Genomic DNA, 11895 nt, shown 5'->3' with positions numbered 1-11895 from the left:
CTCAGGCGCGGCCGCCCATCGTCACCACCATGCGCTCGCGCAGGTCGGTATCGCTGTCGCCGCGCGGTGGCGACACCTCATGCAGCGAAAAACCGCGCATCAGCGCGTCTTCTTCGTCCAGCCCGTCCAGTGCCACGAATTCGGCATCGAACAAGGTCGCGCGTGCGGTGTCCTCGCTGTCGTAGGCCAGCGTCTTGCCATCGCTGTCCAATACTTCGGCAGTGCCGGCTTCCTTGATGCGCAGGCGCGCCCAGATCAGGGTGCGGCCGATGGTGGCCAGCCACCACTGATCGTGGCTGCCAGAGCTGTGCGCTGTGTCGATATCGATGATGCTCATGTCAGTACCTTGGAAAGCAGCCCGAGCAGGGCCGCCATGCCCAGGCCGAAAAAAATGGTCAGCAGCGAGAGCCAGGCGGGTGTGGCCAGACCGGACAGCGCACTGTCGCGGTAGCTGCGGTAGCGGCGCGCCAACAACCAGCGCCACGCGGTGGGGCTGATGAAGGCCGGGTCGCCGAAGCTGTCCAGCGCATCCGGGTGCCGGTCGCGCAGGTGCACCAGGGTGAGTGGCCAGAAGATCAGCAGGGCGGTCAGCCCGGCGACCGCAACACCCACGAAACACAGTGCGAAGAACAGGGTCATGTGTCCGCCATCAGCAAGGCCAGCTTGGGAAGGACTGCGCCAACCAGCAGCGCAGCAATGGTCCACCACAGCGGGCGCACTGCGTGGCTGATCGCCTTGCGTGCGGGCCCGCTTTGCCACCATGCAGCGGAATCCAGTTGCATGGCTGACTGCCGCGCCAGTCGTACGCCCCGCATGCCGGCGATGCCGGCCGCCAGCAATGCCAGCACGAAGGCCAGCACCTGCAGCGTGGAGGCGGCCAACAGGCTCACATCAGAACTCCGCGCTGCCCGGCGCGCGCGGGTAGGGGATCGCGTCGCGGATATTGCTCAAGCCGCACACGTAAACCACCAGGCGCTCGAACCCCAAGCCGAAGCCGGCGTGCGGCACCGAGCCATACCGGCGGAAGTCGCGGTACCAGCTGTAGTGCTCCTTATCCAGACCGAACTGCGCCATGCGCGCGTCGAGCACATCCAGGCGTTCTTCGCGCTGGCTGCCGCCGATGATCTCGCCGATGCCCGGCGCCAGCACGTCCATCGCCGCAACGGTTTTGCCGTCATCGTTCAGGCGCATGTAGAACGCCTTGATGTGCTCGGGATAGTTGGTTACCACCACCGGGCGGCCGATGTGTTCTTCGGTCAACCAACGCTCGTGCTCGGTCTGCAGGTCCAGGCCCCATTCGACCGGGAAGTCGAACTTCTTTCCGGAGTTCTGCAGCAGCTTCACCGCGTCGGTGTAGTCGATCTGCTCGAACGGCGCATTGATGAAGGCTTCCAGCTTGCTGATGGCGTTCTTGTCCACGCGCTCGGCCAGGAAGGCCAGATCGTCGCCACGTTCGTCCAGCACGGCGCGGAACAGGTACTTGAGGAACTGTTCGGCCAGGCGCGCGTCTTCGGCCAGATCGGCGAACGCGATTTCCGGCTCGATCATCCAGAACTCGGCCAGATGGCGGGTGGTGTGGCTGTTTTCGGCGCGGAAGGTCGGCCCGAAGGTGTAGACCTTGCTCAGTGCCAGGCAGTAGGCCTCCACGTTGAGCTGGCCGGACACGGTCAGGAAGGTTTCCTTGCCGAAGAAGTCGCGGCTGAAATCCACCTCGCCCTGCGCGGTGCGCGGCAGGTTCACCATGTCCAGCGTGGAAACGCGGAACATCTGCCCGGCGCCTTCGGCGTCGGAGGTGGTGATGATCGGGGTGCTGATCCAGTTGAAGCCGTTCTGGTGGAAGAAGCGGTGCACCGCCTGCGCCAGGCAGTTGCGGATACGCGTGACCGCGCCGAACAGGTTGGTGCGCGGACGCAGATGCGCCACTTCGCGCAGGAACTCCGGCGACATCGGCTTGGGCTGGATCGGGTAGGTCAGCGGGTCTTCGACCCAGCCGACGATCTCCACGCCGCTGGCCTGGATCTCGAACGATTGCCCCTTGCCTTGCGACTTCACCAGCACGCCCTTGGCGATCAGCGAACAGCCACTGGTCAGGCGCTTGATCTCGTCGAAATTCGGCAGCGACTCGGTGGCCACGACCTGGATCGGCGCGAAGCAGGAGCCATCGGTGACGTTGATGAAGGCCAGTCCGGCAGACCCGCGCAGCGTGCGCACCCACCCGCGTACCGTAACTTCGCCGCCCTCCGGGATCTTCCCCGCAAGCGCGTGTTCAACGCTGACCACCGTCATGACTATTCCTCGCCGTAGCGACCTTGGAGTGACCTGCGAGTTTACTGGCTGCGACCGCGCCGGCGCGAGCACCTGAACAGGCGCAGGCGCGCCGCGCTTGTCTGCGGGCAACGCTGGCCCCATCTGGCCTGCATGCCGATCGCGCCGGTCGGCCTCTATACTTGCCGCTATTGTGTTGGAGTGCCCGTATGACCATCAGCCTCACCCCCGCCGCGCTGGAGCGCGTGCAGCGTTTCGTGCAGCAGACCCCGGGTGCGCTGGGGCTGCGCTTTGGCGTGACCAAGACCGGCTGCTCCGGCTGGGGCCACATCACCGACCTGGCGCGCGAAAAGCGTGACGACGACGCGGTATTCGAGCAGGGCGGGGTCAGCATCTTTGTCGACCCGACCAGCCTGCCGCTGGTGGATGGCACCTGCATCGACTTCGGCAAGCACGGCCTGAGCGAGACCTTCACCTTCAGCAACCCCAATGCCACGGCCGAGTGCGGCTGCGGCGAGAGCTTCACCACCGAAGCCGAGTACCGCTGAGCGCGACTTGAGCCAAGCGGCGCCGGCGTGTTTCCTTCTCCCACCGGGAGAAGGTGCCCCAAAGGGGCGGATGAGGGTACGGGCGAAGCCTCGCGTGGCTGAACGACACGAGTGGCTTTGCCCCCGTACCCTCACCCTAACTCCTCTCCCGGCGGGAGAGGGGCTTAAGCAGCCGCCGCACTCGTAAGCTTGGCTGTTGGGATGGCCCGGTTGCGGCTAAGCGCTTGAACTGCCATACTTTCCGGCTTCCTGCCCGTTTGGGCGGGAAACCCTTGCTCCACCGGCCGCCTTGTGCGGGTTCCCGGGGAGCTGACCGGCCCACGTGGCCACATCCGAAAGGTAAAACAACATGAGTCGTCATTACGAAGTCGTGTTCCTGGTCCATCCGGACCAGAGCGAGCAGGTCCCGGCCATGATCGAGCGCTACAAGTCGCTGATCGAGGGCGGTAACGGCACCATCCACCGTCTGGAAGACTGGGGCCGTCGTCAGCTGGCCTATCCGATCCAGAACCTGGTGAAGGCGCACTACGTGCTGCTCAACATCGAAGTCGACCAGGCCGTGCTGAGCGAGCTGGTCGAAAGCTTCCGCTTCAACGATGCGGTGCTGCGTCACCTGGTGATCAAGCGCGATGGCCCGGATACCGAGCAGTCGCTGATCATGAAGAGCAAGGACGAGAAGGGCGACAAGCCCGAGCGTAGCGAGCGTCGTCGTCGTGACGACGAGGAAGGCGATGCTGCACCTGCCGCCACCGATACCGACGGCGACAACGCCGAAGCCGCTTAAGGAGCGCTGTCATGTCCAAGTTCTTCCGTCGTCGCAAGTTCTGCAAGTTCACCGCCGAGGGCGTCAAAGAGATCGATTACAAGGATCTCAACACCCTGCGTCAGTACCTCACCGAGAACGGCAAGATCGTGCCGAGCCGCGTGACCGGTACCAAGTCCAAGTACCAGCGTCAGCTGGCAACGGCCGTCAAGCGCTCGCGTTTCCTGGCGCTGATCCCGTACACGGACAATCACGACGTCTAAGTAGTGCTGCGTGGGAGCTCGCCAGTGGCGCGGCTCCTTTCGCAAGACCCACACGGTTTTTCAGTGTGCGTCGCTCACAGGAGCCTGCACGGTCTGATGTGAGCCCCTCACGAAAAGCCCGCACGGTCTGATGTGAGTCCTTCACAAAGGCCCGCACATCCATGTGCGGGTTGATAAATTGATAGAAGCCGGTTAGTTCGAGTGTGCGGTGTTGGTCGGGGTTCTTACGATTCCCGATTCCCCAATCCCGATTTCCGGCTTCTCCTATTCGGACAGCACCCGTTGCGGCGGCCACAGGCCGGCGCTAACGAATAACGGAGCACCACCATGGATCTGATTCTTCTGCAGAAAGTGACCAACCTGGGCAACCTGGGCGACAAGGTCAGCGTCAAGCCGGGCTACGGCCGCAACTTCCTCGTGCCGCAGGGCAAGGCCGTGCCGGCCACCGCTGCGAACGTCGAAGCGTTCGAAACCAAGCGCGCCGAGTACGAAGCCAAGGCCAACACCATCCTGGCCGATGCACAGAGCCGCGCCACCAAGTTCGAAGGCGCCAGCGTCACCATCGGCGCGCATGCGTCGACGGAAGGCAAGCTGTACGGTTCGGTCGGCCCGCGCGACATCGCCGAGGCGTTCACCGCCGCCGGCCTGCCGCTGGAAAAGAGCGAAGTGATCCTGGGCGAAGGCGCATTCCGCAATGTCGGCGAGTACGACGTTGTGCTGCACCTGCACGCCGATGTGGAAACCACCGTCAAGGTCATCGTCGAATCCGACGCCTGATTGCGATACGTGTCTGCATCAAGAAGGGCGCCTTACGGCGCCCTTTTTTATAGGCGGAAAATAGACAGCGCAAGGCGGTGACGGGCGCTGGTTGCATCAACGGTGCGATCAGGCTTGTCTGCTGACGCGTTGAACAGGCCAGGCGCAGGCGGACCTGTCTGATTCGCGGCCAAACCGCCGAAACGCTTGACCTTGCCGCGTTGCATGCTGCATCAACGGAGCGACCGGGCGTATCTGCTGACGTGTTGAACAGACCAGGCGCAGGCGCACCTTTCTGATTCGCGACCAAACCGGTGCGACGCCTGTGCTTGCCGCGTGGCGTGCTGCGTTGCAGGCTCGGCGTTCCTTGCAGGATTCGAGGCGCAATGCATGCGGTCGCATCGATACGCTGTCTCCGGAACGCGGCCGCGCGGTGGTCGGCCATCGGCACGGCTTGGCCGCTCGGTTCTCGATGCGCGCTCGCCGTTCTACCGGTTCGACACGTTCGAGGTGGGGGACGGGCACGGCGGCCGCTGGCGCATGCGCATCGGCATTCCGCGGACCCGGCCGCCGCGGCGCGGATTCCCGGCGTTGTGGATGCTGGACGGTAACCGGGCGCTGGCACAGTTCGATCACGCATGGCTGCAGGGCCTGGCCGCTGCGCGGACCCCGTGGGTACTGGTGTTCGTTGGGCCCGACAACGACCTGCTGGTGGATCTGCCCAGGCGTGCGCATGACTACACGTTCCAGCCAGCGGACCATCCGTTCCTGGCCGCGCCCACGTCGCCACCCGGGCCGGTGGGCGGCGGCGCCGACGCGCTGCTGGAGGTGTTGACGGGGCAGGCCATGCCCGCGCTGGCGCGGCGCGTGCCGCTGGACCGTGAGCGGCACGCGCTCTGGGGGCATTCGTTGGCCGGGCTGTTCGTGCTGCACGCGCTCTACTCAGGGCGTGGGCCGTTCACCGAATACGCGGCCGCGAGCCCATCGCTGTGGTGGTCACAGGGAGCGTTGCTGGGCGATCCGGAGCAACAGTTTCAGCCGTGAGGGGCCGGCGCGCGCCATGCGCCTGTGGCTGTTTCTCGGCGGTGCCGAACGGGCAGGGCACATCGATCCGCATGCCCGGCAGGATCCACACCGTGCCGCCTTGTTGGAGGCCATTGCCGGCGCGCCCGCAGATGCCGCCGCACGCCTGGCCGAGCGCCTGGCAACGGTGCCGCGGTTGGCGGTGCGCTACCAGGAATTTCCCGCAGTGCAGCATGCGTCAGTGTTCCGCGCCGCACTGCGGGCCGCGCTGCAACACCTTGCGGGCCTGCCGGTGCGTGGCCGCCGGCCGCGCCGGTCCTGAACCGCGCCGGCCGCCATGGCCTGCGCGGCGGCCATGCCCGCCGTGCCTGCCCGGCTATACTCGCCATCAATCGTTCGCTTCGTGTACTGCCGCCGGCGCCTTGCCAGCCAGGGGCGAAGCCCTCGCAAACCCGTCCCGACGGCGCCTGTTGCGCCGTTGACCGAGATCCCTAGCGTCCATGCGTCTTTCCACGATCAAGCTGTCCGGTTTCAAGTCGTTCGTCGACCCGACCACGTTGCACCTGCCCACCAACATGACCGGCATCGTCGGCCCCAATGGCTGCGGCAAGTCCAACATCATCGATGCGGTGCGCTGGGTGATGGGCGAAAGCTCGGCCAGCCGCCTGCGCGGCGACTCGCTGACCGACGTGATCTTCTCCGGCTCCTCGGCGCGCAAGCCGGTGTCGCAGGCGACGGTGGAGCTGATCTTCGACAATTCCGATCACACCATCACCGGCGAGTTCGCCTCGTTCAACGAGATCTCGGTCAAGCGCCTGGTCAGCCGCGACGGCAACAGCGCCTATTACCTCAACGGCACCAAGTGCCGGCGTCGCGACATCACCGACCTGTTCCTGGGCACCGGCCTGGGGCCGCGCAGCTACTCGATCATCGAGCAGGGCATGATCAGCCAGATCATCGAGGCGCGCCCGGAAGATCTGCGCGTCTACCTGGAAGAAGCCGCCGGCATTTCCAAGTACAAGGAACGCCGCAAGGAAACCGAAACGCGCATCCGTCATACGCGCGAAAACCTCGATCGCCTGGGTGACCTGCGCGAGGAAATCACCAAGCAGCTGGCGCATCTGCAGCGCCAAGCGCGGCAGGCCGAGCAGTACCAGGCCCTGCAGGAAGAACGCCGCATCAAGGATGCGGAGTGGAAGGCGCTGGAATACCGCGGTCTGGATGGCCAGCTGCAAGGCCTGCGCGAAAAGTTGAATCAGGAAGAAACCCGCCTGCAGCAGCTGATCGCCGAGCAGCGCGATGCCGAGGCGCGCATCGAAACCGGCCGTGTGCGTCGCGAAGAGGCCGCCGAAGCGGTGGCCAAGGCGCAGGCCGATGTCTACCAGGTCGGTGGCGCACTGGCGCGTATCGAGCAGCAGATCCAGCACCAGCGCGAACTCTCGCACCGCCTGCACAAGGCGCGCGACGAAGCGCAGAGCCAGCTGCAGGAGCTCACCCAGCACATCAGCGGCGACTCCGCCAAGCTGGCGGTGTTGCGCGAGGCGGTGGCCGATGCCGAACCACAGCTGGAGCAATTGCGCGAAGACCACGAATTCCGCCAGGACGCGCTGCGCGACGCCGAAGCCCGCCTGGCCGACTGGCAGCAGCGCTGGGAAACCCATAACCGCGACACCGGCGAAGCCTCGCGCGCCGGCGAAGTGGAGCGCACCCGCGTCGATTATCTGGACCGGCAATCGCTGGAAGCCGACCGTCGCCGCGAGGCGCTGGTCAACGAACGCGCCGGGCTGGATCTGGATGCGTTGGCCGAAGCGTTCGAACAGATCGAACTGCGGCATGAAACGCAAAAGGCCTCGCTGGACGGGCTGACCGAGCAGGTCGAAGCGCGCAAGCACGCGCTGGGTGGCTTGCAGGAACAGCAACGCGCCAGCCAGGGCGAACTGGCCGAAGTCCGCAAGCAGGCGCAGGCCGCACGTGGCCGGCTGTCGTCATTGGAAACCTTGCAGCAGGCTGCGCTGGGTCAGGAACAGGGCGCGGCGGTGGCCTGGCTCAAGGCGCGCGGGCTGGATTCGGCCGCGCGTGTGGGCGAGCGCATCAGCGTGGAAAGCGGCTGGGAAAACGCGGTGGAAGGCGCGTTGGGCCAGTTGATCGAAGGCGTGCTGGTGGAGGCGCCGGAACAACTGGTCGACGCGCTGGGCGAGTTGGGCGACGGGCGCATCGCGCTGGTGTCGTCAGCCACCGACAACGTGCAGTTCGCGCCGACCTCGCTTGCCGCCAAGGTGCAGGGGCCGATTGCGATCCGCCGCTTGCTGGCGCGCCTGCATGCCGCCGAAGACCTGGATGCCGCGCGCAGCCTGCAGCGCAACCTGCCGGACGGCGATTCGGTGATCACCCGCAGCGGCGAACGGTTGGGCGAGGGCTGGGTGCGCGTGTCGCGCTCCGGCGCGGCCAAGCAGGGCGCGTTGCTGCGCGAGCGCGAGATCCAGGAGCTGCGCTCGCAGATCGACACGCTGCAGGAGCGTGAGGGCGACCTGGAAGAACAACTGGCCAGCTTCCGCGAGCAACTGCTGGCTGCCGAACAACAGCGCGAAGACGCGCAGCGCCAGCTGTACATGGCGCACCGCAGCGTGTCCGAACTGGCCGGCCAGCTGCAGAGCCAGCAGGGCAAGGTGGACGCGGCACGTGGGCGCATCGAGCGGATCGAGGCCGAACTAGGGCAGTTGCTGGAAACCCTGGACACCAGCCGCGAGCAGGCCCGCGAAGCGCGCGCCAAGCTCGAGGACGCGGTGGTGCGCATGGGCGACCTGCAAGGCACCCGCGAAGCGCTGGAAAGCGAGCGCCGCCAGCTCACCGATGCACGTGACCAGGCGCGTGATGCCGCGCGCGGCGTACGCGATGCGATGCATGCCTTGGCACTCACGCTGGAATCCCAGCGCACCCAGATCACCTCGCTGAGCCAGACCCTGGAGCGCATGGACAGCCAGCGTGGCCAGCTCGACACGCGCCTGGGAGATCTGGTGGCGCAGCTGAGCGAAGGCGATTCGCCAGTTGAAACGCTCGAACACGAACATCAGGCCGCCTTGAGCGAGCGCGTGCGCACCGAGCGCGTGCTCGGCGAGGCGCGCACCATGCTGGACAGCATCGACGGCGAACTGCGCAGCTTCGAACAGACCCGCCAGCAGCGCGACGAGCAGGCCCTGGCGCAACGCGAGCGCATCTCCCAGCGCAAGCTCGACCAGCAGGCGCTGGTGCTCAACGCCGAACAACTCGCCGCCGCGGTGGTCAAGGCCGGCTTCGTGCTCGAAGACGTGGTCAATGGGTTGGACGAGGCCGCCAACCCGGCCGAGTGGGAAGCGGCGGTGGGGCAGATCGATGCCCGCATGCGCCGGCTGGAGCCGGTCAACCTGGCCGCGATCCAGGAATACGGCGAAGCCGCGCAGCGTTCCGAATATCTGGACGCGCAGAACGTGGACCTGACGACCGCACTGGAAACGCTCGAAGAAGCGATCCGCAAGATCGATCGCGAAACCCGTGGCCGCTTCAAGGACACCTTCGACCGCGTCAACTCGGGTGTGCAGGCCTTGTATCCGCGCCTGTTCGGCGGCGGGCACGCGTATCTGGAGCTCACCGGCGAAGATCTGCTCGACACCGGCGTGACCATCATGGCGCGCCCGCCGGGCAAGCGTGTGTCGAGCATTTCGCTGCTGTCCGGTGGCGAAAAGGCGATGACCGCGGTGGCGCTGGTGTTTGCGATCTTCCAGCTCAACCCGGCGCCGTTCTGCCTGCTCGATGAGGTGGACGCACCGCTGGACGAGGCCAACGTCGGCCGCCTGGCCAACATGGTCAAGGAGATGAGCGAGAAGGTGCAGTTCCTGTTCGTCAGCCACAACAAGGCGACCATGGAAGCGGCGCGCCAGCTCTCCGGCGTGACCATGCGCGAACCCGGCGTCAGCCGCCTGGTGAGCGTGGACCTGGAAGAGGCCGCACGTTTGGCGGGCGCGGCATGACGTGCCATGCTTGCTGGGATGATTACACCTGTCACTCTTGCGCGGAGGCACGCTGAATGTCCGACATGGCCATGATCCGGATCGGGATCCTGATCGCTGGACTGCTGCTGGTCGCGGCCATCTTCCTGTTTGGTCGCCCGAAGAAATCGCCGCAGGGGCGACGGGTGGACAAGGACGACACCCAGCCGCGCGAACGCCGCGAGCCGGTGATTTCCAGCGGCGTGGACGCGGACGGCATGCCCTTCGAGCGCAGCGACACCGGCGCCGAGCAGAGCGAACTGGAACTCGATGACCAGGACGGCGCTGGCGGCAACGATGTCGGCAAGCGTCCGAATCAGGATTTCGACAAGATCGTGTCGCTGTTCGTGGCGGCCAAGGCCGGCCAGGTGCTGCGTGGCGAAGACGTGGTGGTTGCCGCGGAAAAGACCGGCCTGGTGTTTGGCCACATGAATGTCTTTCACCGTTTGGTGGAAGGGCATCCCGAGCGCGGCCCGATCTTCAGCATGGCCAGCATTCTCAAGCCGGGCAGCTTCGACATGGCCAACATCCGCGAGATGCAGACGCCGGCGATCGCCTTCTTCCTGACCTTGCCGGCACCGATGACCGCGCTCGATGCCTGGGAAAAGATGTTGCCCACCGTGCAACGCATGGCCGAACTGCTCGACGGCGTGGTGCTGGACGACAGCCGCAACGCCTTGGGCCGCCAGCGCGTTGCGCATATCCGCGACGAACTGCGTGCTTACGACCGCCAGCATCAGGCTCCGCCGCTGACCAAGTCGCCGCGCTGGTGATTCCCCTCTCCCGCAGGAGAGGGAATCAAAGCCCCTCTCCTGCGGGAGAGGGGTTGGGGTAAGGGTACGGGGCGAAGCCCTGGCGCGGCTGGGCGGCACGAGGCTTCGCTCGCACCCTCATCCGCCCGTGCGGGGCACCTTCTCCCGAGGGGAGAAGGGATTGCCACTCAGTGCTTAATGCTCAACGCTTCGCTTTGGCAAACGCCTCGCGGAAGCGCAGCATTTCTGCCTCGCTGCCCACGGTGACACGCACCCGCTTGGGCCAGATCGGCCAGCTGCGGCCGACGATGACGCCCTGCTTCTGCATCGAGTCGGCGAACACCTTGCCGTCGCGCTTGACGTCGACCATGAAGCAATTGGCCTGCGATGGCAGGCAGGTGTAGCCCTTGGATTTCAGCCAGGCGATGGTGTCGTCGCGGACGCGGGCGTTGTCGGCGCGGCGGCTGGGCACCAGCATCGGATCGCGCAGGCTGGCGATGCCCGCGGCCATCGCCGGGACGGGCAGAGGGTTGCCACCCAGGCTGGCCAGCTTGGTCAGCAGGCCCGGGGGGGCGAGTGCGGCACCCAGCCGCATGCCGGCCATGCCGTAGAGCTTGGAGAACGTGCGCAACACGATCAGGTCCTGCCGCTGGCGCACCAGATCGGCCACCGACGGCTCGGTGCTGTAGTGGATGTAGGCTTCGTCCACCACCAGCACGGCGCTGGCGGGTTTGTTGGCGAGCAGCCATTCGATCTCCGCGCGCGGGGTGATCGAGCCGGTCGGGTTGTTGGGGTTGCACAGATAGATCAGCCCGGCGCTCGGGTCGGCCTTGGCCATGGCCTTGACGTCATGCGCGCCGTCGGCACGCAGCGGCACCTTGCGGACCGGCACGCCTTGCGCGGCGGCCAGGTCGGCCAGTGCTTCGAAGGTCGGGTCGGCCATGACCAGGCCGGCGCGCGGTGACGTGAACAAGGTGCCGGCGCGGTTGAGCGGGTCGCTGGAGCCGGGAAAGAACGCAAGGTGGTCGTGCGGCAGCTGCAGTTCGCCGGCCATCAGGTTGCGTAGGTCCTGTTCCATTTCGAACAGATAGCGGCCCGAGCGCGCCAGCGAGCGGCTCGCCGCATCCAGTGCAGCCGGCGACAGCCCGGTGGGATGCTCGTTGAAGTTGAGGTACACCGTGCCGGCCGCAAGCGCCACGCTCGGCGCTGCAGGTGCGGCAGCGCGCTTGCGGGCCGCCTCTGCCGCAGGTGTCAGCCCCAGGGCGGACACCGCCAGGCCGGACGTGGCAAGGCTGAGGAAAGAACGGCGCGAGACGGGCAACGACACGGGTGAGCTCCGGAGGGGTTGGGCGAAGAGGGCGCAACGCTAGCGGTTTTGCGCCCGTCTGCCTATCGGGAATCACGCTGCCGCGTCCGCTTCCGACGGACGGTGCTCCGCAGCGGTCTGCCTGCACCACGTCCGGCATCGGCGGCGGCCGTTAGAATGGGCGGCCCAGCATCCTT

13 protein-coding genes are annotated in these 11895 nt (G+C 66.3%); 8 read left to right on the top strand and 5 right to left on the bottom strand.

The window, feature by feature from the left end:
- Window position 1: 1 nt before the first annotated feature.
- Genes ACCQ09_RS13410 through asnS form a run of 4 tightly spaced genes read right to left on the bottom strand, consistent with a single transcriptional unit; the run spans window position 2 to window position 2286 of the window.
- On the bottom strand, window positions 2–337 hold the full coding sequence (locus ACCQ09_RS13410) for a hypothetical protein (RefSeq protein ID WP_040941485.1): 336 nt from the start codon (window positions 335–337) through the stop codon (window positions 2–4).
- Window positions 334–639 carry a hypothetical protein gene (locus ACCQ09_RS13405; RefSeq protein WP_040941484.1) on the bottom strand — a complete coding sequence of 102 codons (306 nt, stop codon included), beginning with the start codon at window positions 637–639 and terminating at the stop codon, window positions 334–336. The genes ACCQ09_RS13410 and ACCQ09_RS13405 overlap by 4 nt, the downstream gene beginning before the upstream one ends.
- Window positions 636–890 carry a hypothetical protein gene (locus ACCQ09_RS13400; protein ID WP_040941483.1) on the bottom strand — a complete coding sequence of 85 codons (255 nt, stop codon included), beginning with the start codon at window positions 888–890 and terminating at the stop codon, window positions 636–638. Before ACCQ09_RS13400 ends, ACCQ09_RS13405 begins: the two co-directional genes overlap by 4 nt.
- A 1-nt stretch (window position 891) precedes the next feature.
- Complete coding sequence (gene asnS, locus ACCQ09_RS13395; RefSeq protein WP_014507398.1) at window positions 892–2286, bottom strand: asparagine--tRNA ligase; 1395 nt, start codon at window positions 2284–2286, stop codon at window positions 892–894.
- A 188-nt stretch (window positions 2287–2474) separates the two neighbouring features.
- Here asnS and ACCQ09_RS13390 point away from each other — a divergent pair, with 188 nt between their 5' ends.
- The 8 genes from ACCQ09_RS13390 to zipA all read left to right on the top strand — a co-directional run bounded on the left by ACCQ09_RS13390 (window position 2475) and on the right by zipA (window position 10413).
- A complete protein-coding gene (locus ACCQ09_RS13390; RefSeq protein ID WP_040941482.1) occupies window positions 2475–2813 on the top strand; it encodes a HesB/IscA family protein in 339 nt (112 codons plus the stop codon).
- Between the two features lie 349 nt (window positions 2814–3162).
- Entirely contained in the window at window positions 3163–3597 is a 435-nt protein-coding gene (rpsF, locus tag ACCQ09_RS13385) for a 30S ribosomal protein S6 (RefSeq protein WP_011036747.1), read from the top strand.
- 11 nt (window positions 3598–3608) lie between these two features.
- Entirely contained in the window at window positions 3609–3839 is a 231-nt protein-coding gene (rpsR, locus tag ACCQ09_RS13380) for a 30S ribosomal protein S18 (RefSeq protein WP_005991243.1), read from the top strand.
- Window positions 3840–4166: 327 nt separating this feature from the next.
- Entirely contained in the window at window positions 4167–4616 is a 450-nt protein-coding gene (gene rplI, locus ACCQ09_RS13375) for a 50S ribosomal protein L9 (protein WP_005991240.1), read from the top strand.
- Window positions 4617–4985: 369 nt separating this feature from the next.
- Window positions 4986–5639, top strand: a complete 654-nt coding sequence (locus ACCQ09_RS13370; protein ID WP_228428246.1) for an alpha/beta hydrolase — start codon at window positions 4986–4988, stop codon at window positions 5637–5639.
- 16 nt (window positions 5640–5655) lie between these two features.
- The gene (locus ACCQ09_RS13365) at window positions 5656–5940 is read left to right on the top strand and encodes a hypothetical protein (protein ID WP_228428244.1); all 285 of its coding nucleotides are present in this window, start codon (window positions 5656–5658) and stop codon (window positions 5938–5940) included.
- A gap of 178 nt (window positions 5941–6118) precedes the next feature.
- Complete coding sequence (gene smc, locus ACCQ09_RS13360; RefSeq protein WP_040941481.1) at window positions 6119–9622, top strand: chromosome segregation protein SMC; 3504 nt, start codon at window positions 6119–6121, stop codon at window positions 9620–9622.
- A gap of 56 nt (window positions 9623–9678) precedes the next feature.
- A complete protein-coding gene (zipA, locus tag ACCQ09_RS13355; RefSeq protein ID WP_011036750.1) occupies window positions 9679–10413 on the top strand; it encodes a cell division protein ZipA in 735 nt (244 codons plus the stop codon).
- Between the two features lie 181 nt (window positions 10414–10594).
- On the opposite strand, the gene ACCQ09_RS13350 is transcribed toward zipA, so the two are convergent.
- On the bottom strand, window positions 10595–11719 hold the full coding sequence (locus ACCQ09_RS13350; protein ID WP_014507402.1) for a pyridoxal phosphate-dependent aminotransferase: 1125 nt from the start codon (window positions 11717–11719) through the stop codon (window positions 10595–10597).
- Between the last annotated feature and the right edge of the window lie 176 nt (window positions 11720–11895).

Origin of the sequence: Xanthomonas sp. NCPPB 2586 (genome assembly GCF_041475775.2) — a bacterium.
GTDB lineage: Bacteria > Pseudomonadota > Gammaproteobacteria > Xanthomonadales > Xanthomonadaceae > Xanthomonas > Xanthomonas campestris.
Note: the sequence above shows the minus strand (reverse complement) of the source record. Positions and strands in the feature narration are given on the sequence as shown.